The organism is Rhodanobacteraceae bacterium (assembly GCA_016713135.1).
Taxonomy (GTDB): domain Bacteria; phylum Pseudomonadota; class Gammaproteobacteria; order Xanthomonadales; family SZUA-5; genus JADKFD01.
In genome coordinates, this window is the sequence record JADJPR010000022.1 from 240,074 (window position 1) to 261,935 (window position 21,862).

The 21,862-nt window shown below is 65.8% G+C and carries 18 protein-coding genes and 1 pseudogene; 9 read left to right on the forward strand and 10 right to left on the reverse strand.

Annotation, left to right across the window (positions count from 1 at the left end):
• Window positions 1-911: 911 nt before the first annotated feature.
• From IPK27_19070 to IPK27_19080, 3 genes are read left to right on the forward strand one after another with little or no spacing between them, the layout of a single operon-like run.
• Window positions 912-1,454, forward strand: a complete 543-nt coding sequence (locus tag IPK27_19070) for an ester cyclase (protein MBK8069640.1) — start codon at window positions 912-914, stop codon at window positions 1,452-1,454.
• A gap of 9 nt (window positions 1,455-1,463) precedes the next feature.
• A complete protein-coding gene (locus IPK27_19075; GenBank protein MBK8069641.1) occupies window positions 1,464-2,555 on the forward strand; it encodes a histidine kinase in 1,092 nt (363 codons plus the stop codon).
• Complete coding sequence (locus IPK27_19080) at window positions 2,552-3,313, forward strand: response regulator transcription factor (GenBank protein ID MBK8069642.1); 762 nt, start codon at window positions 2,552-2,554, stop codon at window positions 3,311-3,313. Before IPK27_19075 ends, IPK27_19080 begins: the two co-directional genes overlap by 4 nt.
• Before the next feature lie 132 nt (window positions 3,314-3,445).
• Here the strand turns inward: IPK27_19080 and IPK27_19085 are convergent, their stop codons facing one another.
• The gene (locus IPK27_19085) at window positions 3,446-3,631 is read right to left on the reverse strand and encodes a hypothetical protein (protein MBK8069643.1); all 186 of its coding nucleotides are present in this window, start codon (window positions 3,629-3,631) and stop codon (window positions 3,446-3,448) included.
• Window positions 3,632-3,905: 274 nt separating this feature from the next.
• Between IPK27_19085 and IPK27_19090 the strand changes: the two genes are divergently transcribed.
• The gene (locus IPK27_19090; GenBank protein ID MBK8069644.1) at window positions 3,906-4,370 is read left to right on the forward strand and encodes a hypothetical protein; all 465 of its coding nucleotides are present in this window, start codon (window positions 3,906-3,908) and stop codon (window positions 4,368-4,370) included.
• 469 nt (window positions 4,371-4,839) lie between these two features.
• On the opposite strand, the gene IPK27_19095 is transcribed toward IPK27_19090, so the two are convergent.
• Entirely contained in the window at window positions 4,840-5,466 is a 627-nt protein-coding gene (locus IPK27_19095; protein MBK8069645.1) for a hypothetical protein, read from the reverse strand.
• A 674-nt stretch (window positions 5,467-6,140) separates the two neighbouring features.
• On the opposite strand from IPK27_19095, the gene IPK27_19100 reads away from it, so the two are divergent.
• Window positions 6,141-7,952 carry a beta-lactamase family protein gene (locus IPK27_19100; protein MBK8069646.1) on the forward strand — a complete coding sequence of 604 codons (1,812 nt, stop codon included), beginning with the start codon at window positions 6,141-6,143 and terminating at the stop codon, window positions 7,950-7,952.
• On the opposite strand, the gene IPK27_19105 is transcribed toward IPK27_19100, so the two are convergent.
• Together IPK27_19105 and IPK27_19110 are read right to left on the reverse strand one after the other, a co-directional pair.
• Window positions 7,902-8,441, reverse strand: coding sequence for a hypothetical protein (locus IPK27_19105; protein ID MBK8069647.1), 540 nt, complete (start codon window positions 8,439-8,441; stop codon window positions 7,902-7,904). The genes IPK27_19100 and IPK27_19105 overlap by 51 nt on opposite strands.
• Window positions 8,426-9,697, reverse strand: a complete 1,272-nt coding sequence (locus tag IPK27_19110; GenBank protein ID MBK8069648.1) for a winged helix-turn-helix domain-containing protein — start codon at window positions 9,695-9,697, stop codon at window positions 8,426-8,428. Before IPK27_19110 ends, IPK27_19105 begins: the two co-directional genes overlap by 16 nt.
• Before the next feature lie 251 nt (window positions 9,698-9,948).
• On the opposite strand from IPK27_19110, the gene IPK27_19115 reads away from it, so the two are divergent.
• A complete protein-coding gene (locus tag IPK27_19115) occupies window positions 9,949-11,610 on the forward strand; it encodes a hypothetical protein (protein ID MBK8069649.1) in 1,662 nt (553 codons plus the stop codon).
• Window positions 11,611-11,843: 233 nt separating this feature from the next.
• On the opposite strand, the gene IPK27_19120 is transcribed toward IPK27_19115, so the two are convergent.
• The 5 genes and pseudogenes from IPK27_19120 to IPK27_19140 all read right to left on the reverse strand — a co-directional run bounded on the left by IPK27_19120 (window position 11,844) and on the right by IPK27_19140 (window position 18,613).
• Complete coding sequence (locus tag IPK27_19120) at window positions 11,844-14,147, reverse strand: hypothetical protein (GenBank protein MBK8069650.1); 2,304 nt, start codon at window positions 14,145-14,147, stop codon at window positions 11,844-11,846.
• Window positions 14,148-14,343: 196 nt separating this feature from the next.
• Window positions 14,344-14,784 carry a hypothetical protein gene (locus tag IPK27_19125; protein MBK8069651.1) on the reverse strand — a complete coding sequence of 147 codons (441 nt, stop codon included), beginning with the start codon at window positions 14,782-14,784 and terminating at the stop codon, window positions 14,344-14,346.
• Between the two features lie 313 nt (window positions 14,785-15,097).
• Complete coding sequence (locus IPK27_19130) at window positions 15,098-15,724, reverse strand: hypothetical protein (GenBank protein MBK8069652.1); 627 nt, start codon at window positions 15,722-15,724, stop codon at window positions 15,098-15,100.
• A 191-nt stretch (window positions 15,725-15,915) separates the two neighbouring features.
• Window positions 15,916-17,211, reverse strand: coding sequence for a CSLREA domain-containing protein (locus IPK27_19135; protein MBK8069653.1), 1,296 nt, complete (start codon window positions 17,209-17,211; stop codon window positions 15,916-15,918).
• A gap of 184 nt (window positions 17,212-17,395) precedes the next feature.
• A pseudogene (locus tag IPK27_19140) lies at window positions 17,396-18,613 on the reverse strand (right-handed parallel beta-helix repeat-containing protein).
• A 285-nt stretch (window positions 18,614-18,898) separates the two neighbouring features.
• Here IPK27_19140 and IPK27_19145 point away from each other — a divergent pair.
• Window positions 18,899-19,078 carry a hypothetical protein gene (locus tag IPK27_19145; GenBank protein ID MBK8069654.1) on the forward strand — a complete coding sequence of 60 codons (180 nt, stop codon included), beginning with the start codon at window positions 18,899-18,901 and terminating at the stop codon, window positions 19,076-19,078.
• A gap of 92 nt (window positions 19,079-19,170) precedes the next feature.
• On the opposite strand, the gene IPK27_19150 is transcribed toward IPK27_19145, so the two are convergent.
• Complete coding sequence (locus IPK27_19150) at window positions 19,171-19,953, reverse strand: methyltransferase domain-containing protein (GenBank protein MBK8069655.1); 783 nt, start codon at window positions 19,951-19,953, stop codon at window positions 19,171-19,173.
• A gap of 204 nt (window positions 19,954-20,157) precedes the next feature.
• Between IPK27_19150 and IPK27_19155 the strand changes: the two genes are divergently transcribed.
• Together IPK27_19155 and IPK27_19160 are read left to right on the forward strand one after the other, a co-directional pair.
• On the forward strand, window positions 20,158-20,493 hold the full coding sequence (locus IPK27_19155) for a hypothetical protein (GenBank protein MBK8069656.1): 336 nt from the start codon (window positions 20,158-20,160) through the stop codon (window positions 20,491-20,493).
• The gene (locus IPK27_19160) at window positions 20,493-21,776 is read left to right on the forward strand and encodes an IPT/TIG domain-containing protein (protein MBK8069657.1); all 1,284 of its coding nucleotides are present in this window, start codon (window positions 20,493-20,495) and stop codon (window positions 21,774-21,776) included. Before IPK27_19155 ends, IPK27_19160 begins: the two co-directional genes overlap by 1 nt.
• Window positions 21,777-21,862 lie beyond the last annotated feature (86 nt).

Sequence of the window (21,862 nt, forward strand, 5' to 3'; positions counted from 1 at the left end):
AGGCGTGAATCTGGAGCGGGCTTCGATGGCGTTGCGACCATGGACGGCGCGCCATTGGGCACGGCGTCGACCTGACTCGACATCGGCGACCGGTCTCGCAAGGCCGGAATCGGGATTCGCGAGGCCGCGTCCATCGTCCAGGCAACCGACTTTCGAATCGCGAGAGACCTGGTGAGAGTTCCGGTTGCCCCTGCCGGCGTGCTTATTCGCGCGTCGAACTGTTGCGGACCGGTGCCTCTTTTTGTCCGCAAAGGACGCAAAGGACGCCAAGAAGGCAAGAGCGTCTTGGGTTGCGCAGAGTCGCCATGCACCCGCATCCGCCTATGGATTTGGCTCTACTTTGCGTCCTTTGCGTCCTTTGCGTCCTTTGCGTCCTTTGCGTCCTTTGCGGAAAATGTCTCGTATTTCAGAACTTTAAATCATGTTCGGTGAGAGTCCCGGTCGCCCCTGGCCGGTGCGCTTGTTCGCGCATCGAACCGTGACTCTCGCAAGCTCGCGGACTGTGTTTTGGGGGGAGGGGGGGGGGGGGGGGGAGAGAAAAAAAAAAGAAGATACAGCGCTGGGGTATCCCGGCGCGTCTTTGCGTCCCTTGTCCTTTGCTTACTCAACCAGGGGTCGTTTCGCACGGCTGAAAATGTTTGAAATTCAACACCTTGGCGCATGTTCGGTGAGAGTTCCGGTTGCCCCTGCCGGCGTGCTTGTCTCTTGCGAGTACAACTTGCGCGTGCTCCTGCCGAAATCGCCGACGACATTCGCCATCGGCGACGCTCTCTGGCATGCGCTGACCCATCCCGTTCGCGATACAGCTGGTCCCGCCTTCGCGTCGACCCGTCACTTTTCCCTCGCAGCGCCAGCGCACGATGCCTACGGTGCCTGCCGCGGGCAATCCGCCCGCGCAAGGAGCATCTGACATGCAGTTTCGAATTGCGGCATTCGCCTTGGGCGTCGCCTTGACGTCGCTGTACGACTGTCCTGTTGCACGGGCGCACGCGGGATCCCGGGAGGCGCGCGCCGGATTTGCCGAACTCGAGCGCAACAAGGCGGTGGCGCGGCGCGTGTATGAGGAAGGACTGAGCCGGGGAGTGTTCGAGGTGCCGTACACGCAGGACTTCGTCGGCCACGGTGGCGACACGACCTTCCGCCATGCCGACGGCATCGCGGAGGCGAAGGGCTGGCGCCTTGCGTTTCCGGACCTTAACGTCAAGGTCGACCTGATCCTGGCGGAAGGGGACCTCGTCTCGGTGCGCTGGACTGCCCGCGGGACCAACACCGGGGCAGGCAACGGCATTCCGGCGACCGGCAAGCCGGTGAAGATCAGTGGCACCACCGTGTTCCGCATGGCGGACGGCGCCATCGCCGAGGAGTGGACGTCGGGGGACTCGCTGGGTCTGCTGAAGCAACTGGGGCTGTTCCCCGCACCGGTGGCCGCGACCGGCGCTGCGCCAGCGCAGTAGCATCCCGGCATGCGCATACCCGGAATCCCCCAGGGCCGATTGGCCGGCTTCGCAGCGGTGATCGGCGCCTGGTCGTTGGCGGGCTTGCTGCTCGCCACCCAGGCATGGTTCGCCGGCGCCGTCCGCGGCGAACCGATCGCGTGGGGCCGCACGCTCGCGATCTGGCTTGCATGGGCCTACGCATGGGCGCTGTTGACGCCGCTGGCACTGGCACTGGCGACGCGCTTTCCGATCGTGCTTCCGCGCCGCTGGCAGGCCGCAGCGGTGCATGCGGTTTCCGGGGGCGCGCTCGCCGCGCTCAACCTGGCGCTGTTCGCAGCCGTCGCGCCGTTGGTGGGCGCGATCAGCGCCGGCCCGACATGGGCGGCGACCTTCTCGCGCCTGCTGGCGACGACCTTCCTGCTGAACCTGCCCGTGTACTGGTTGCTGGTGGGCGCTGCGCACGCGCTGCGCGCGGCGCGCCGGGCCGCGGAACACCAGGTGCGCCAGGCCCGCCTGGAATCGCAGCTTGCGGACGCCCGGCTGGTCGCGTTGCGCGCGCAGCTCGAGCCGCATTTCCTGTTCAACGCGCTGAACACCGTCGCCGTGCTGATGCGCGAGGACGTCGAGGCGGCCGACCGCGTGCTGGTGCAACTGAGCGTCCTGCTGCGGCGCGCGCTGCAGGTCGGGGAGGCGATCGAGATCCCTCTGCGCGAGGAACTGGCGCTCGCCGAGGCCTACCTCGCGGTCGAGCAGGCCCGCTTCGCCGACCGCATGGCTTACCGGGTCGAAGTGGATGGTGCGCTGCTCGATGCGCGCGTGCCCAGCCTGATCCTGCAGCCGCTGGTCGAGAACGCGATCCGTCATGGCCTCGGCGCCCGCGCCGAATCGGGTCGGGTCGAGATCACGGGCGCCGCGCACGACGGAGCCTTGCGCCTTTCGGTGTACGACGACGGGCCGGGCATCACGCCCGCGGCCGTCGATGGCGTCGGCCTGTCCAACACCCGTGCCCGCCTGGATCTGCTCTACGGCGACCGCTGCGTGTTCCGCATCGGCCCCGCGCCCGGCGGAGGTACGCTGGCCGAGATGTCCATTCCGCTGCGCACGGGGACACCTTCATGACCATGCGGGTGCTGATCGTTGACGATGAGCCCGCGGCCAGGCGCGGCATCCGGCAGCGACTTGCCACTGAGAGCGATATCGAGATCGTGGGCGAGTGCAGCGGCGGCGGCGCTGCGATCGAGGCGATCCCGGAACTGCGGCCGGACCTGGTGTTCCTCGATATCCAGATGCCGGAATTGGGCGGCTTCGACGTGATCGAGGCTGTCGGGCTGGCGCGCATGCCGCGCGTGATCTTCGTGACTGCGTACGACGCCCATGCCGTCCGGGCCTTCGACGTCCAGGCGCTGGACTATGTGCTCAAGCCGATCGACGGCGTGCGATTCCGCGCCGCGCTCGAACGCGCGCGACGCGAGATCGGGCGCGGGGACGAGGCCCTTGCCGGACAGATCGCGGACGCGCTCGAAGCACTTGGCCGCGCGGGTCAGCGGCGCTGGGCCCGCCGCCTGGCCGTGCGCTCGCCCGGCCGCATCGTACTCATCGACGTCGACGACGTGGACCGCATCGAGGCCGCCGGCAACTACGCGGAAGTCCACGTGGGTGCGAAGGCCCACCTCCTGCGCGAGACCCTGACCAGTCTCGAGTCCCGCCTCGACCCTGAGCAGTTCACGCGCGTGTCGCGCTCGGCGATCGTGAACATCGGGCGCGTGCGCGAGCTGCAAGCGATGTTCAACGGCGACTTTGTCGTGATCCTGCGCGACGGGACCCAGGTTGGCGGCAGCCGTCGGCATCGCGCCACCCTGGACGCGCTCATCCGCTGATGTCGCTGTCAGATGGCGGCGAAACCGGGCGTGTCGGCGTGCCGGTCAGGATGGCCCGGCACTGCTCAGCCCGGCCGCATTCGCCCGCCTGGAGCAATCCGAATCCACGCCAGCCGGGGTGGCTGGACTCGCTCAGGCGTGCCAGACATTGCCGACACCGGGCATGCCGTTGACGGGCACCTGCGCGCCCGACCAGGTGGCTGGGTTCGACCAGCTCCCGGACTGGACCGCGCTGGCCGAGAGGGTTCCGGCCGGGGTTTCCGCCGCTGCAATCGCGGTGACGAACAGTGCACCAAGTCGAGACAGCAAATTCGGCATTGCTACCTCCAGCTGCCAAATCGGGATTGGGCCGGCCGGCGCAGAGAATACGGTGTGCAGGCTGCAGGCGTGCTGGAGCGGGCTCCGATGGCGTTGCGACGATGGACGGCGCCATTGGGCACGGCGTCGACCTGACTCGACATCGTCCGCTTCGTTCCGGTTCTGGCGCATAGAATCCTGTTTCCATTTGCGGCAGTGGGCCGCCAGGCACCCTGACTTGCTCGATCTCGCACGCCAACTCGATGAAGTGCTTGAGACGCTGGAGGCTGAGGCGGTGCCCGCGGCGCTGATTGGCGGTCTGGCGCTGGCTGCGCATGGCGTGGTGCGGGCGACTCTGGATGTGGATTTCCTGGTCGATGCGCAGGCCGCGTCCCGGCTGCACGATCGACTGCTCGCGCAAGGTCATGAATGCCTGTATCGCAGCGAGGACGCCGGCAACTATGTTCGCGGTCCGGAGCGACTGGACTTGCTGTACGCGCATCGGCCGATCGCTCGCGAGTCTCTGGCCAGAGCGGAAACGCGCAGGCTGCTGGGGCGCGAGGTCAAGGTGATCGGCGTCGAAGGCTTGATCGCCTTCAAGTTGCAGGCATTGTGCAATGATCCGCGGCGATCGCAGGATCTGGGAGACATCCGTGCGCTGCTGCGAGCGCATCGGACATCCGTGGACCCGGCCGTTCTGCGGCGACTCTTCCTGTTGTTCGAGCGGATGGACCTGCACGATGAATTGCTTCGGGAGTGACCCCGCGGATCGCGTGATCCTGGTCAAGGAAGCCGGCTGTCCGGCTCCGCCGCCAGTGTTGGAGGACCCGTTTTCGGCCCTGTTTGCCTTGGTGCGCGTGGTCGTCGAGTTATCGGGAGCGGACGCTCGTGGGCGCGCGCCGACGACCGGCCAGTTCAGGCTTTGAGGCATTCAGGGCGCGGGACTTCCCGGTTATCCGATCGGATGCCTGCGAGGCTGACGCCTGTTCGCCGTCGAGTGGGCCCGCGAAGCGGAGAAAGTCCTCCGGAGCGAGACCGGCGGCGACAACATGACGCGCGACCGATCCTCGATACGTTTCGACTCGTGCGAGTGCAACTTGCGCGGGCAGCCGTTGCCATCGCGCCACCCTGGACGCGCTCATCCGCTGATGTCGCTGTCACAAGGCGGCGAAACCGGGCGTGTCGGCGTTCGCTCCGCGCGCCGTGTGCCCCTCGGATCTGACTGGCGCTCAGGGCTGCACTGGCAGCGTCTCTGCAGACGAGTTGCGGGTGTTGACGGGTGCCGGGTCTCCCCGCCATAGCGTCCAGGCCAGCAATGAGAACCACAGGATCTGGCCCAGGCCGAACAACGCAGCCAGTTCCCGCAGCGGCGGCAGCAGGGTGAGGAGCCCGGCCAACCCGGTCGGCAGGCCGATGATCGCCAACCAGCGCTTGCGCTCCGCGATGAGAAAGGCATAGCTGAGCAGCAGGGTCCAGATGCCACCAACGACCTCAATGCTGCCCCCGAGGGCTTCCTGGACGATGCCGAGTGTGGCGGCCACCGGCAGGGCCAGTTCGGGCGCTCGCATTTGCAGTCGCGCAGTCGCCTCCAGACCAAAGCTGCCCAGCATGCCACTGGCGATCACCAAGCCCGACCAGATCAAGGCGAACGCCGTGGCAATCGCCAGCCAGCGTGGCGCGATGGCTTGCAGGCGTTGATGTGACGCCCAGGCGAGTGCCACGAGGGCGATACCACACAACTGGTAGGTGACAATGAACCAGGCTTGATACCAGCCCTGATGTTGCATCACGAAGGCCAGTTTGTCGGATGGACTCCAGGCGCTGGTATCACCGGGATTGAGCGCGCCGATGAGCACGGCGAATCCGAAGACATAGCAAGCCGCAGCCGTGGCTGCAGCCCATCCGCCAAGCTGTGAAATCGATGTCATTTCGCACTCCCACCCAGGGAGTGCCGATTCAGTCAGTCCGTGGCACGGCGCGGCGCGTGGCTAAAGTCATGCGGGCCCGGCCGCAGGCGGCGGGCTTGCGGCGCACCGCCGCCGCTCGTGAGCGATCTCATGAACCACGAGAAGCTGCAGAGTCGTGAACGCAGCACGGCCAGGCGAACCTCATTCACTGCGCGAGTCAAGGCACGGACAAAGCAGGGGACAGTCAAGTTGACCGAAGGCCCGAGCAACCGCCCGACTGGAACCCAGATCGTGTTGAGTTGCCCTGGGATCATGCTGCCTCCAACGCCCGCGCACGCTGCGTTCAGCCCGTTCGGCTGGTGCGGAATTTCACTCCCGAAGGCTTTCGCAGCTGCTGCCAACGGCTGCTTTGTTTCCTGTTTATTGGCTGCCATTTCAATGCCTTGGACCCGGTTCCCTGGGTCCCGATCAGAATTCGGCAAGCAGCTGATCAGGCAGGCAACCGACCCCGACCGCAATCTGGCGCCACGGCTGCCGGGGCGCTGCCGTTTCCGAAAGCGCCCTTCCCTGGCGAAGGGTCATTCATGTTCAAGAATCACTGGCTCGCAAGCGTCGCTTTGATTGTGACAGGGCTGTTGCATGCCTCGGCGGCGCGGGCCCATACCAACGATTTCGAAACCCTGCTCGGCGACATCGGCGCGAAACAGGCCGAGTCCGCCGCCACCGGTGTAGGACTGGCGCTGTGGAAGGACGGAAGGATCGTCCATGTGGGTGGCGTCGGCGCGCGCGATCGCAGCTTCAGCCATCCGGTGGACGCGGACACGCATTTTCGCATCGGCTCGATCAGCAAGATGTTGGTCGCCATTGCGGTCATGCAGCAGGTCGAGGCTGGCCGGTTGCGGCTGCAGCAACCGGTGTCCGAGTTGGCGCCGGAGTTGCCCATCGACAATCCCTGGGACGCCACCGATCCCGTGCGTCTGGTGCATCTGCTGGAACACAGCGCCGGATTCGACGACATGCACTTCAGCCACTTCCATGCCCGCCCCGAGGACCAGACTTTGAAGGACGTACTGCGCCGATTGCAGCCTGAGCTGCAGGTGCGTTGGCGTCCGGGCAGCCGCTTTGCCTACAACAATCCGGGCTACGGGGTCGCTGCCTATCTGGTGGAGAAATCCAGCGGAATGGACTACCGGGCCTATGTGACGGAGCGGATTCTCCAGCCATTGGGCATGCTGCAGACGGTCTGGCAAGCCGAGCAGGCCGCAGCCACGCTGGCCCAGGGCTACGCCGACGACCGATCGGCAGAGCCTTTCGAAGATCTGGCGATTTACCCGGCAGGAGGATTGATCTCGACACCCGCCGACATGGCGCGCCTGTTGCGCTGGTACGCCAGCGCCGGTCAGGATGGCCCGGCATTGCTCAGTACGGCCGCATTCGCCCGCCTGGAGCAATCCGAATCCACGCCAGCCGGGGTGGCGGGACTCGCTCAGGGCTACGGTTTGGGAAACACCGGACGTGAGCGCAAGGGCATCGCCCTCAACGGCCATGACGGCGGCATCGCCGGCTATCGATCCACACTCAGCTATTCGCGTGAGGATGGCCTGGGCTATGTGATCCTGACCAATGCCTTCGACGGCAGTCTGCTCGCGGAGATCGCGACCCTGCTGCTGGACCGACTTGGCCCGGGTGAAAGGCCAGTGCCGACGTACGCGCCTGCCGAGGCCGGGCTGGAATCACGATCTGGCTGGTACCAGCTGGCAGCCCCACGCAATCAGATTCTCGCGGGCGTGGAGCGATTGTTCAACGCAGCGGAGGTGCGTATCGACGGCGAGCAGATGCACTTCAAGCATCCACTGCTGCCGATCAGCTACGACTATCGCATCGTCAACGGACGCCAACTGCTGGTCGCCGGCACGCGTACTCCGATTGGCGTGTTGACGGACGAGGGCGAGACGCCGGTGATCGCCCATCGGTTGGGCTACTGGCAGAAAGGCAACTGGTTCAACGTGGCGCTTCCGGCATACGCCATTTTCGCCGCCTTCGTACTGCTGGCCAGCAGCCTGCTGTATGCCATCGTGTGGGTGCCGATCTGGCTGTGGCGACGCCGCGATCCTGCCCGCACCAAGCGCTTGCATCTGTGGCCGCTGATGGCCACCGGTGCGCTGCTGACCACCGGCCTGACCGTTGCCCGCATGCCGGCGTCGGCCGTCACTTCTGTCAATGTCCACACACTGGGCATCTGCGTGGGCACGATCGCATTTGCGCTGATCGCCTGCGCAGGGCTGGTCGCTTGCTGGCGTCAGCGGGGCCACCTGCGCGGTCGCTGGCAAGCGCTGGAATATGGCTACGCCGTGCTGCTGTGCCTGGCTGCGACCGGACTGAGTCTATGGCTGTGGCACACCGGCCTGCTTGGATTGCGCACCTGGGCCTGGTAAGGCGCGCAGGGCGAAATAGGCCGGCCAGCGAGCCAGGGGCAAGGGCGGATCGAGCAAGCGTTCGGGAACAGTGATCGGCCGCCCCAGATCGCGGGCCAGCAGCAGCGCTTCCCCGTACTGGGCGGTCGGTGGCAGATCCAGCGCCAGCGCCGCGTCCAGAGCGCGTTCGGCTCTGGGTTTGTCGCCTGCGATCCAGGCCAGGCGCGCTTCCAGCAGATGCGTCCCGCCGCGCTGGCTGCGCGACTTGGCCTCGATCGGCGCGCTGACCAGCGATTGCCCGGTGAGTCGCAGGCCGGTCAGTTCAATCGTCAGCAGCAGATCGGGTTCTTCGGTCTGCGAATCCTGTACGGCCTGCAGCAACTTGGCGCGGGCAGCATCGGCGTCGCCGGCCAACGCCAGCCATTGCGCCTGCATCAGCAGCACCTCACCCGGTATATGGACGTCGCCACCGCCGATGTCGTGATAAAGCGAGATCACGGTTTCCAGCATCCGCAGTGCGCCGTCGTAGTCACGCCGATCGCGGCCAACAGCGACAGCATGATCGAGTTCCATACCTGCAGATCGCGACGGCCTGCGGCCAGGGCGACTGCGTTCGACTCGGCAAAGCGCTGTTCGGCGAGGGTAAAATTGCCGGCGCTGTATGCCAGCCTGGCAGCCACCGACAGCGCACCGGGGTCGGAGCGGGAGATCGTCATGGCATCGAAGATCTTCTGTGCGGCATCCACATCGCCCAGGGATGCACGGTTGCCCAGCGCATCTTCCAGTCGCCGGGTTCCCAGCTGCCCATAATCCATGCGCCGGGCTTCCAGCAGGGCGGTTTCGAGTTCGCCGTCCACCAGCAGCTGCCGCACCAGAACCTGCCGCAACATCCAGCTGCGCGGTCGCAGATCCAGCAATGCGCGCAGCTGGCCGCGGTTGGCGGTCCGATCGTCCTCCACCGTGTTTCGAGCCAGGGCGAGATAGGCGGACAACAGGGCATCACTGATGCCCTTGGCACGCTCCTCGGCCAGACGTAGCCATTCCATCGCGGCAGGCGCCGCGCGCCCTCCGGTATTCAGCAGCGCCAACCAGATCGCCGGATATGGACTTTGCTCGTCGCCATCGTGCGCCGCACGCAGCAGGGCCAGCGCCCGGGAACGGTCGCCCAGCGCATCTGCCGCCAATGCCGAGCGCAAGATGGCAAAGGTCTGCTCGTGGCTGGCGTGCAGATCGGCAGGACGCAGATCAATACCGATGACCGGGTCGTCCAGCAGGCTCGGTGGGTCGGGCACCCTCGGCGCCGGCCACAGAGCGTAGGCGATGACGGTGAACAGGGCGATCGCCAGCAGCGTGGCCACGACCGACAAACGCCGACGAGCCGATGGCGCTGACACCGCCGGAGGTACTGGCGATGGTTCAGGCGCAGGCGCCATGGGTTCCGATGCCGCGAGCGGCTCGACTGCCAGGGGCTGGGGTGCCGCAACGACCTCAACGCGGATCACGCTCGCATCCAGTCGAACGCCTTGCCCGCGCACCGTGGCCACCGCATCGCCGCGCGGCCCGAGCAAGGCCCGCAGCTTGAACAGCACCTGGGTCAGTGACTCATCGGCCACCACCTGACCGCCGGGCCACAATTGCTCGATCAGCCAATCGCGCTTGAGCAGCTCGCCGGGATGCAGGCAGAGCAGATGCAGCAATTCGAACACCAGCCGCGGACAGCTCACCGGGCGGCCGTCGACCTCCAGCAGACGTGCCGACGGCTTCAACTCGACACCATCGAATCGAAAACAGTGTTCCGGCATTGCCGAGCATGCGTCCAGTTGCAGCCGAAGTGTTACTGGATAGGGGAATGCTCAGCCAATGTCACCCCCGGATAGCCGAGCCGTACTCGGTGGCTTTGGTTCCGGCAGCAGGGACAGCCCGAGCGCCGACGGCAGATCGGCAATCCAGGGACGCAGGTCGCGGCGCTCACCGACACGACGGAGGCAGTAGTCCGGATCGCTCCGAGGTTCTCACGGTGGCGCTGCCCGCCAGCGGAGCACCGCGCGGTGCCAGGCTGGGCAGGGCAGGGTGGGTCGGGCACGCGGGCCCTTGCCGAGCCGCACTCGCTTTGATATTTCCTTCACAAATGTCGATACTGCGTGCAGGTGACCATTCGGCCGCCGTTCATTTGCCCGGAGGAGAGATGGTCTTGCGACGCAACAGTCTTTGGTGGTCCATGGCGGGGGTCTTGTTGGCCGGCGGTGCGATGGCGGCCACTATCGGTGATGGCCCCGTAGTCGAGGAACACATGAGTGAGGCAGCGATCGAAGCAGGTCAGGTGCCTTTCGACCAGATCTTCGCCCACGGCCAGTTGTTGTTTTCGGCCAAGTTCAACATGTTCGACGGCCAGAGCCGGCCGGGCACGACCGGTGGTGGTGCTGCACGCGTGCCCGGCAGCGCTCCGCGCTTCGTTCGCACCTCGGCGCCGGATGCGAATTCCTGCGCCGGTTGCCACAACGATCCGGTCAGGGGCGGTGGCGGCGACATCGTCGCAAACGTCTTCGTGCTGGCGCAGACCCTGGACCCGATCACCGAGTCGGTCAGCGGGCAGTTCAGCAATGAGCGCAACACGCTGGGCATGCAGGGGTCGGGCGCCATCGAAATGCTGGCGCGCGAAATGACCGCCGACCTCCAGGCCATTCGTGACGAAGCCGTGACTATCGCCAACGAAACGGGGCGCTCCACGCGCCGTGCGCTGGATACCAAGGGCGTGAACTTCGGTTTCATCACTGCCCATGCTGGCAGCCAGCTCGACCTCAGTGAGGTCGAGGGAATCAACGCTGACCTCATCGTGCGCCCCTTCCACCAGAAGGGCGTGGTGGTCTCGCTGCGCGAGTTCACCAACAACGCGATGAACCACCACCACGGCATGCAGTCCGCCGAGCGCTTCGGCGCCGCGCGCACCGGCAGCGACGATTTCGACCAGGATGGAGTGAGCGACGAATTGAGTGTGGGCGACATCACGGCCACGACGATCTACCAGGCTGCGCTGAATGTGCCGGGCCAGGTGCTGCCGGACGATCCAGCCGCGCTGCGCGCAGTGATCCGGGGCGAGCGTCGTTTCGAGACCGTGGGCTGTGCCGACTGCCACACGCCGTCGCTGAAGCTGGCGTCGGCCGAGTTCTCCGAGCCCAACCCCTACAATCCGGCGGGCAACCTCGCGCCGGGCGCCGGCGTGATCCCTTATGTCTACGACATGACCGAATTCGGCCAGCTCCCGCGACATGAGAAAGCGCCGGACGGCGGCATTTTCGTCCGCGCCTACACTGACCTCAAACGCCACAACCTGTGCGACTCGCAGGTACGACATTTCTGCAACGAACAGGTGGTCCAGGGCGGCATTCCGACCGAAGACTTCCTGACCCGCAGACTGTGGGATGTCGGCAATTCAGCACCCTATGGCCATCGCGGAGACCTGACGACGATCACCGAGGCCATCATGGCGCATGGTGGTGAGGCTCGGGATTCGCGTCTCGCCTTCGAGGCGCTGAGCGCGAGTCAACAGGCCGAGATCATCGAGTTCCTCAAGTCCCTGCAGATCCTGCAGCCGGGCACGCCTTCTCTGGTGGTTGACAAGGCCGGCAGGCCGGTCGACAAGGCGGCAATCCTGGCCAAGATGGCCGTGACGAACCGCTGATCCATGCTCGTGACCGGCGGGCCATCCCGCCGGTCGAACTGTTGCGGGGGCTGTGGAGGCCGCTCCGAATTCGGTCTCCAAGGAGCAGAACGCGGACGCAGATCCGCGCGAGGAGGACGTTGGGCACGCTCGCCGGCGGTGCCCCGGCTGCTGAAATGCGTCCGTTCGCGAAAGCCCTTCGGAGGGTGTTCCGGCAGCGCTGGCCAGGGTGCCGACAACCATCCTTCGCGGGCTCATGGCAGGCACTCCGGCCCTTCGAAGCCGTTGGCGAAGCGTTGATCGGTTTGCCCGTCGATGATCTCGACATCGAGCTGGCCGAAGGGCAGCACGGCGGCGCCCATGACATTGCCGAGGTTCACGCGAAAGCGCTCGGTCGGCTCGGGCAGGCCGTCGCTGGCGATCGGCACGTCGATGATCTTTGCAGCGATGTCGCCGGGCGCCCACTGCAGCATTTGAGCCGCCGGCACCGTGTAGTCGTCCCCTGGCGTGGCCGTGCCCGGGGTGTGGGTGAAATCGACGCTGACATTGGCCACGCCGCCGCTGGGGCGCTCGATGCGGATTTGCGAGGTTTCGCCTTCGAGCGCGTTCTGGCGGCAGCGACTGAAGCTGATCTGCTCGGGACCCGCGACGGTGACTACATGCGGTTGGGTGATCACCACATCCTGGCCGGCGGCGCTGCCGAAGGCGCCTTGCAGCGTTCGATAGCTGATGGTCAGCGTGCGCGTGCCGGTCTGGGTGGGGACCAGCTGGCAGCTGCCGCTGCTGGTGTTGGCGATGGGCGTTGGCGCCAGGGTCAGGCTGCAGGTAACCGCCGGCGAGGTGTTGAGCGACACATCGACCACGCCGTTGGGCTTGAACGGCCCGCTGGTGGCCAGCGCGGTGACCTCCACGGTGAAGGGCAGCCCGGCAGGGTGCGGGTCGGGCAAGTCGGTGGCGCTGAGGCTGAGTGTGTCGAAGCTGAACTCGCTGCTGCGGCCATCGGCATCGGTAGCGATGGCGACGATCACATCATCGTTGGTCAGGCTCACGCCGGGCGGGATCATCAGCGTGACCGCCTTGTCCTGCTGCGCATTGGCGATGGCGTAAACGTCGCTGTCCAGCAGCACTTCGCCCTCGTCACCGAGCGCCTTGTAGAAGTCCACACGCAGCGGGTAGACGCTGTTGGCGGGATCGGAGTCGACCCGGTAAGTCAGCTCGAACTGACCGCCGTTGACGTTGAAGGTACTGATGTTGGTATGGTTTTGTTGCAGATTGGCGTTGGCATCCGGGTCCCCGGCGTCATTGGGTGTGCGCCCGATGGCCACGCCACCTCCCGCCGTTGCGGTGGGGAAATCCAGGCCAATGCCCTGGTTGCCAAGCATGCGGTTGCCGACGAACTCGACAAAGGTGGTGACATTGCCACTCGGCAGAATCACGGCCGAGCCTAGCGCGAGACCGCTGAAGGACTGGCGTCGGGCGCCGGCAAAGGTGTTGCCCTCACCGGGCCCCATCCCGCCAATCAACAATCTTGGCACCCGTGAGCTGTTGCCCAGGATGACGGCGATGTGGTCCTTTTCGACACCGACCTCCGAACCATCCACAGCCAGGCCAAACACATTGCCCTGTATCAACGCGACCTCATTCATCGTGCGGCTGACCGAGATCTCCAGGGCTCCGCCGAAGCCGCCGCTGAAGTTGCCGGCCGCGCGCGCGAAGCGGTTGTCCAGAATGCGGGCGTCCGGCGTGTCGAAGCCGTCGTCGCCAGGATTGACGCTGAAGGGGTCGCGCATCGGCAACGCGGTGATGCCATCAGGTGCCAGGCCGATCAGATTGCCCTGCAGCAGGATCAAGCCGCGCTCGCCGATGATGCTGTTGACGCGCAGACGATTGGTTCCGCCGCCTGGTTGCCCGCTCAGGTCGCGACCACCGCCGGCGATGACGTTACGGTCGGCCGGGTCCGGTCCGCCGACGCGGATGGTCCGGTTGAAGCCGGTCAGGGCGAAGGCATTGCAGGGCAGATTGAACTCCGGAGACTGGCCGAGCGCATCGACGCAGAACCAGTTGCCGCGGTGATCGTGGCGCAGGCCGCCGGTGACGATGGCCGAGGTCGGCAAGGCAATCGCCAGACCGCGCAGACTGAAGGGACTGGCGTTGGCGTTGATGAGGTTGAACAGTGCCACGCCCAGGTTGGCGAAGCCCGCGCTGGTGATTTCGATCTTGAGCTGGGCGTTGTTGGCGCCAGGCGCGGGAATGGTGTTCGGCTGCGCGTCGGGCTGGGTGTAGCCATCGATGGTCAAGCCCTCGCTGATCGACAGCGTGCTGACCACCTCGATGCGGCAGATGCCGGTCACCGCGCTGCAGCCCGGATCGCTGGTGGGGATGTTGAACTCGATCGTGTCGGCGCCAGCCAGACCATTGGCCGCAGTGATCGCGCCGCGCAAGGAGCAATCTCCGGGCGCGGTGGTGCAGGTACTGAGCGAGAGATCGTCGGCGGTGGTGTCCACCACCAGTGTGGCTGCAAGCGCTGGCGACGCGCACAGCAAGGTTCCGATCAGCAACGCGGAGCGCCAGGCGTGCCGGCGCGGCGGCAAGCATCCGGGAACAGCTTCGAGCAATGGCATCGCGGTAGTCCGATGGCGCGCACCCATCGGCGCGTTCGGCCAATGTTGGCTGCCAAGGGCCTGCGCTGTGTACCCCAAGACTGGGGTTCTGAATGCGGCCGGTCTGCCAGATGCGGTTTCCGGGGCTTGGTCTTCAGCGAGCCCGAACGTAGTGCGACTCACCAGTCTGGCCGGCTCGATTGCGGTACCAACCACGCAGGGTCTGGCCATCCTCCGAAAGCGTCATGACCCATTTCCCGTCGCCGGCGTTGCCCCAACCGGGATAGGGTTGGGTGTAGACCAGATCGGTGTCCATCTCACGCCCGCGGATGGTCCCCCTGGCCTCCCAAAGGACCTCGGTGCCGTTGATCACCATCCGGCCCTCGACGTGCACGCGATTGCCATCCTGCTGGATGGAGCAGGTGACCTCGGTGAGTGCCGGATCCAGGGTGCCGACCCTCCAGCGCCCGGAGAAATCTGCGAGCGCATCAGCCTGGGGCCCGGGCCGGGAAGCATCGGACCTCGGCTCGATGGGTGGCGTGCTCTGCGGCCCCGCGGGCGTCGTGCGCCAACCATAGACCAACGCCCGGGTCACCTTGGCGCCATTGCCGAACTCCAGGATCTGGTAAAGGCGGTTCTGCGTCGGGCCCTCGCCTCGGCCTTTCTGTGCTTCCGCGCTAACGCAGTCGTGCCGCGGCCTCGCTGGCGGATTTCGCGCAGCTGCCGGCCGGCGACACCCTTGCATCGAGGGCGGCACGTGTCGCGACAGCAGAAGGATTCCGCTCGACGAAGGCCTGGCGTTTCTCGCGTCGCCGCTTGCTCGCCGGGGAGATGCGCACGGGCTGGGCCGGTGGCCGTCACCCCCGAGGCCGTGCAGAGCGGGTCGACATTGGCCGTCGCCGACGCTCCTACTTGCATCGCGTTCGCAAACAACCGCCCCCGTAACGGCCGACACTCCGCGCCGGCGGGTTCGCGTCATGCACGGCGCCGCAATTGTCGGTTGCCCTGACAATGATCGTGTGGGTGCCGATCGGGGTTGCGCCGATCAGGCTGACGGTGCCATTCGCAGCCACCGAGACATTCCCGGCATAGGTGCCCGGGCTCTGGATGCTCAAGCTCGGTGCGCCGCCGTTGTCGCCGGGTCCGGTCTGCGGCGGCACGCTTTGACTGGCACCGGGCGCCAGCGTCACGGCCGCGTAGCCGAGCGACGGCAATGTGTTGGCGGTCACCGTAACCAGGAAGCCGTCGGTGTCGGTCAGCTCGCCATCGGATACCTGGACGTTGGTGGTGCCGCTGGTGGCGTTGCACGCGATACTTACCACCGCGTTCAGGATCGTGCCGGTGATGGCGAAATGGTCGAGCGTGATGCCGCTGGCGTTGCCGCCGGGTACCTGGCTGACGGTAAGCGCGCTGCCGGGTGATTCGGCATCTACGGCGGTGCCGATGATTTCGGGCAGCGGCCCCTGCGAGCCGGCAGCGCGGCTGATTGGGGTGTTCGGGAGGTAGGTGGGCGGCGTGTTGGCGGCGATCACCACGTTCGGGCTGAACTCGCTGGTCTCTTCCGCGTCGGCGGCGACGATGCGCGAGGCGGTGGCGCTGACCCGGGTGGCGCCAAGCGCTGCGGGGATCGGCAGATCGACGAAGAAGGCAGCATTGCCGTTGGCGTCCGTCGTGACTACCAGTGGCGTGCCGACCTCGCCCAGGTCGCACGGGCCACGGTCTCCGTTCAGGGTCTGCGCGATGGCGCAGAAGCGGATGCGGAATTGGGCGCCGGATTCGAATTGAGCGTCCCGTTGACCAGTACGCTGTCGCCGCTGCGGGTCGCCGAGCCGAGCAGCGGGTGGTTTTGCTGGCCGTTGGGACCGCTGTCGGCATCGAGTGGATCGTTGAAGGGCGCGCCGATGTTGATGGCGCGTGGACAGTCGATCAGGACGTTGTCCGCGAACCGCGACTCGACGGCGGTGCTGGAGACGGTCAGCGCGGTGCTGCTGGTACAGACAACCTGATTGGCGACAACGCGGTGGCGCGAACCGACATCCAGCAGGGCCGCTTCGCCGAGGAAGCGATTGGTGTGTGCATACAAACGCGGCAAACCGCATTCAATGCCGCGTCCGGCGCGAAAGGCGTTGTCGCGGACTTCGAGCGTGGCGGTGGAAGGGCCGAGGCAGAAGATGTGCGTGATCGCCGGGTTCGGGGCGGTGCTGCCGCCCGGCAGGATGCCGAACAGGTTGTTGCGCACGGTGGCGCCGCCGGTGAGTTGCAGGCCGAACTGGGTGGGCAGGAAGACGTTGCGATCGGCTGGCAGCGGCCCGCCGACCAGGGGGGGTGGCACCACTGATCGCGAGCGCCGTGGGGACGGCCGTGCCGGCAACACACCCCCCAGTTGCCGGCGATCGAAATTCGCCGCGTCCACCTGCAGCAGGAACTGGGCGTTGTTGCCGCCCAGGTTCAGCCCGCGGATCGCGCTGCCGCTCGCGCCGGAAGCGATCAGCAGCCGCCCCGCCGACAGGTTCAATGCGATCTGCAACTGGGCGTTGTGGCTGTCGTCGGCGGCAGTATTGACGCTGCTTCCGGGCTGACTGTAGCCATCGATGATGGTCGCCTGGTCGATCGCCGGCAGGACGCTCGCAGGTTGCAGCAGATGCGGCCCGGCGCCGGGAATGTTGAAGCGGATCAGATCGGCCAGTCCACCCGCGTTCGCCGCGCCATTGGCGGCAACAATCGCCTCGCGCAAGGAGCAGTCGGCGTTGCAGCTGCCGTCGTTGGTGTCGGCGGTCTTGGTCACGGTGAACACGTTCGGCCCTACCGCGACGATCGCGCGCGTGGCCGACAGTTCGCTGGTGGCGCGCGTGGCGGATCCATCGAGACGGGTGGCGGTTGCGCTGATGCTGACCAGAGTGCTGGCGTCGATGCCGGGAAAGCTGATCGTGTGGTTGAAGGCCTGGAACACCGAGGCGGGCAGGGGTGATATCGAGCGACTCCGGCGCGAGGAACTCAGCCTCGCCGTGGCCGCTCGGGTCATTCGCACGATTGCCATGGAACACCAGGCGGTAGCTGCCTGCGCTGGAGTTGAAAGTGCCGCTCAGGCTGATCTGGCCGCTGATGGTGTCGCGATTGGCCACCGCGACCACCGGGAAGTTCTGCAAGCCGTTCGGACCGTTGTCGCCGTCGCCGGTGTCGTTCGCGGTGACCCCGTTGTTGCCGAGGTCGATGCCCAGGGCGCCGGCACCGCTGGGGGAGCGGTCCGGTTCCGGGATGAACAACTCATTTTCGAAGAACCGGTTGAAGGCCAGGGTGTTGCCGTCGGCTGGATTCAGGCCGCCGGAAGGCAGGGCGATGCCGTGGCCGAGGTTGAAGGCGATGACGTTGGGTTCGCCGGCACTCCCGATCTGGTTGCCGAAACTGCCGGTCTCGCCGCCGACGATGCGCACGCCGCCCAGGCCATTGCCACGCCCGATGGTGGCGGAGGGATCGCTGCCGATGCGGTTGCCGACGATCAGGTTCTCGTTGCTGTTGTCTGCCAGGTCGATGCCGAAGCCGCCATTGGCGCTGATCGTGTTGTTGCGCAGGGTGTGACCGCTGCCGGCGATCAGCACACCGGCCAGCGAATTGCCGCCGGCATTCCCGTTGGGCAGCAGCCCGATCAGGTTGTTGCTGACATTGGTCGCGCCGCCACTGACGAAAATGCCGTTGCGGTTGCCGCTGATGACGTTCCGGTTCGCCAGGTTGCTGGTGCCGATGCTGTGGGTGCCCGAACCTGCCAGGCGCACACCGTCGCCCTGGTTGCCGGTGGCGGCGCCGTTGGGCTGCACGCCGATCCAGCAGCCGTTGAGGTTCAGGCTGCCGCTCTGCACGTTCACGCCGTGTCCGCCATTGCTTCCGTTCACGCGGAAGCCGTGGATGCTCAGGCCACGCAGGCTGACCGTGCCGCTGGTATTGACGATGATCCCGCTCGTGCCCAGTGGTGCCGAGCCGCCCTGGATGACGATGCGCAGCACCGCATTGCTGGTGCCATTGCTGGCGCTGTTGGCGACCGCGCCCGGCTGGGTGTTGCCCTCGATGTTGAGATTGCCCTGAGTGATCGCGGGCAGGGCGGTGGTCGGCTGGATCGTGTGTGTGCCGCCGCCCGGGATGTTGAAGAAGATCCGGTCGTTGGTGCCGTTGCTGTTGCTCAGGTTGATTGCCTGGCGCAGAGAACAGGCGGCGACGCCATCGCAAGTGCTCACGGTGCCGGCGTCGCCCGCGTTGGTCACGACCAGATCGGCTGCCGCAAGCGGTGCGGCTGCAAGCGTCCACAGGATGAGCGCAACTTGTCGGTTCACGGTCGATTCCTCGCTGCCCTTGGGTGGCGAGAAATCTGCACAGGATTGCGCCGCGACGTTTGCCACCAGCGTGCAAGCGCTTGTCGCGAGGTTGCAAGACATCCGGGCCGGGCTCCGCGGAAGGCGCGGCACTAGTGTGGTGTTCCGTAATTAAGTTGAAGAAATTTCCGATGAATTTTGCGGCGAGGCAAGGCGAGAGGAGGAGTCATAGCAGGGCTATGGCGACGACGAGCAACGCCGCATCGGCGCAAAAGGCGCGGAAATAATTCAAGGTAATTACGGAACACCACACTAGGGAATGGCTTCCACGCCTGTCACTGGATGGGCTGGCCTTCGCGGGAGCCGAAGTAAGATGCATCATCCCTCGACCATTTCCGGGGAGCAGGCATGGATCCTTACACCATCCGAACCGCCGGCATCGGTTGGGGAACCCTGTCCCTGATCAACGCCGGGCTGGCGCAATCCAAGGGCCGTTCCGGACTTGGCTGGTGGCTCGGGTCGCTGTTCCTGGGCCCGGTCGCGACCTTCCTGATCGTGGTGTTGCCGCGATCCGACGGCGCGCGCTGATCGACCCGACTCCCGCCCGGATCAGCGAGGTACGGAACGACATCCCGGCAAGCATGGCCGACGGGGGCTCCCGCACCTGCCATCCGCTTCGCTCAGTCCTGGACCTTCCTGAAAATCGACCCGTCGCCGCTGACGACGTCCACGCGCTCGCAGTTGCGATCGAACCGGGCTGGGTAGTCCGTCGCGATCCGGCCTTCATCGAGCACCACATACTTGCCGGCGACCGACGTGTCCCGGAAGAAGTACTGGGTATGGTGAATCACCAGCAGCCCGGTGCGGCGCAGGTACGAATCAAGTTCAGCGACCTGCCGATCAAAGCGTTCGAACGGGTAGGAGTTTTTCAGGCTGGTCAGTCGCTTGGCTTCGACCAGTCGCGGCGTGCGCTGCAGCACCGCCATGCAGAACACCAGATCGAACGGCCCGTGCGCAGCGATGGCCGTCGGCTCGGACAGGACGAACGCCATGCGCGCGTCCACCGGCTGACGACGACACTGTGCGAGGCTCTCCGGATTGATGTCGGCGCCGACGATATAGGCGTCGGGAAAATACTGGCGCAGGGTGATGACTTCTTCGCCGGACGAACAACCGAAGGACAGAATCCTGAGATCCTGACGAGCCACGCAGAGATCGCGGCACGCGCCAAAGATCTGCGGATAACGGTTCATGCAGGTCAGCGCTGCCGTCTGGTGCAACCGCTCCGGGTGGAACCACCTGAGCAAGGTGGTTGCACGATAGCGACGATTCAAAGCGAACATCCAGAACGGGCGAACCGACCCGCGCGCAGCGTCGAAAACCCGGATTGCGAGTCTGACGACCGGATTACCGGTCTGGCGCTGGGCTCGCAGCGTTGATTTGATCGTGGCAATCAGGGTCATTCGGACGACATGGACTCTGGCTGGCGTGTGACGGAACATACTCGCTCACGCGAGATTCGCACGCATCGTCATCGGCGGTCACAGCGATGGGAAGACTGCGAATCAGGCATGCCGAGGCTCGGCAACCGCGATTGACCACCGTCAACACGGGTACCGGTAGTGCATCGGACCATGCCCGATATTGCGCCAAGCCCGGAATCCCAAATGAATGCACGTGCTGGCATCATGGCTGTTTCGGTGGCTGCCTGGGTCGGAACTGTGGCGGCGCAGGCGCCTGCCTCTTTGCCCGGCATAGAGCCACTGCCGCCGGGCGAGGTGGCTCATACATCTGGCTGGCAAGGGCCGATGACCTACGTGCAGCAGTCGCACGGTACCTGCTGGGCCGCCACCGCGTTGATGCTGGTGCGCGCGTATGGCGGCGAGGCCAGCCTCTTCGACTTGGTTGGCGGGATGGGCGAATGGGTGGTTGCCCGCGACGATGGTGGCGGTGCCTATGGCCTGCCGAATACTGCCAGGCCTATGGACGACTGGTGGAGGTAATGAACGAAGTCACGCCCGGGCGACCGTTCGTGCTGCGACCCACTCCCTACGGACGACTGTTCGAAAGCGTGATTTCGGCAGCCATGGACACCACGCGAATGGGCGATGTGCTGGCGCAGTGGAAGCCAGCCGCGCAAAACGGCTTACCGTTCATTCATGCCAGCGCGCGGCATGCCTGGTTGATGCTGCGCCCCGATACCTCGGCGCCGGTGCCGACCTGGGTGGTGCACGATCCAAAAGGCGGAGCGATCGCTGGGGCGCGAGAATCTGGACGCGGAAACGTGGCTTCGGAAGGCGGGCCTTACTGGGTCGTTGCGCAGGATTGGCTCGAACTGGCCATGCGCACCAAGAATCCCGGTTACGCATACATCGCCCAGGTGGTTGAACCCAAATGGCCGCCCCTTCCAGAGATCCCGCTGCAGAGTCTGGCTGTCCCATTTATTGCCGACGACGGCAGTCGCACGCAGGGGCACTTCTGCTTCAAGGTGCGCGCCGACCAGCAGCAGTGCATGGCCTGGAAGCCTTTCGATGAAAGCACCAGAACCCCCTATGCCTGGAGAAATTGCAGTACCGAAAGGTGCTCAGGCCCGTCGTCGATGCGGATCGCCGCATGGATGGATACCCTCGAGATCACGCTCCCGGTTTGGAACTCGGATTCCTCGGCGCAAGTCGTAGGACTGCGCGCTGCGCTCACCTACGGGGGCGGGGTGCCGGCGCCAGTCGCAAGTCTGCGGGTCCAGAACACCCAGAACATTCCGGCAGGCAGGTCCGAGGACTGGTCGGCCCGACTGAGCAATGTCTGCGCGTTGCGGCAGGCGGATCGCGACGTGGATGCGCTGCTCGACATCGAGTTGTGGCATGGCGGCAAGCGGATTGATCGCCTTCCGGTGCGCGCAATCCTGGCGCCGCGCCCGACGATTGTCCGGATCACGCCGGCGCAGCCACGCGGCGGAGATCGGCTGACCATTGAAGGCAGCGGATTTGGCCCCCTGGATCCGGCAAGCGCAGTGGACCTGGACGGCAGCGTGGTTGGCGTGGAGCGCTGGTCCGAGCGCTCCATCGACGTGACACTGCCAGCCAGCATCCCCGTTTCGGGCACGCTGAAAGTGGCTCCATTGGGCTCCAACTGCGCGGCAAGCATCGCGCTCACGGTCAGTCAACCGCAGTTCGACTGCGCTCGCCTGCAGCAGGAAAACCCGAACCTGTGCATGTTCGAGGGATCCGATGAGTACTGGGCGTGCTGTGGAGTCGAGCCCTGGGTGCCAGGTGCGAAGCAGGATTAGCCCGGACATTCGTCCGGAGGCTGGCGATTGCGGTCCCGATTCCCAAACCAGCACTGGCCGACGGCTGATGCGCTCCTGAGCGTTCC

Coding starts and splice junctions, on each gene's coding strand:
- IPK27_19145 (MBK8069654.1), top strand. CDS start 18,899: ATGGATCCTTACACCATCCGAACCGCCGGCATCGGTTGGGGAACCCTG.
- IPK27_19070 (MBK8069640.1), top strand. CDS start 912: ATGCAGTTTCGAATTGCGGCATTCGCCTTGGGCGTCGCCTTGACGTCG.
- IPK27_19075 (MBK8069641.1), top strand. CDS start 1,464: ATGCGCATACCCGGAATCCCCCAGGGCCGATTGGCCGGCTTCGCAGCG.
- IPK27_19155 (MBK8069656.1), top strand. CDS start 20,158: ATGAATGCACGTGCTGGCATCATGGCTGTTTCGGTGGCTGCCTGGGTC.
- IPK27_19085 (MBK8069643.1), bottom strand. CDS start 3,631: ATGCCGAATTTGCTGTCTCGACTTGGTGCACTGTTCGTCACCGCGATT.
- IPK27_19105 (MBK8069647.1), bottom strand. CDS start 8,441: ATGCTGGAAACCGTGATCTCGCTTTATCACGACATCGGCGGTGGCGAC.
- IPK27_19135 (MBK8069653.1), bottom strand. CDS start 17,211: ATGACCCGAGCGGCCACGGCGAGGCTGAGTTCCTCGCGCCGGAGTCGC.
- IPK27_19080 (MBK8069642.1), top strand. CDS start 2,552: ATGACCATGCGGGTGCTGATCGTTGACGATGAGCCCGCGGCCAGGCGC.
- IPK27_19150 (MBK8069655.1), bottom strand. CDS start 19,953: ATGACCCTGATTGCCACGATCAAATCAACGCTGCGAGCCCAGCGCCAG.
- IPK27_19160 (MBK8069657.1), top strand. CDS start 20,493: ATGAACGAAGTCACGCCCGGGCGACCGTTCGTGCTGCGACCCACTCCC.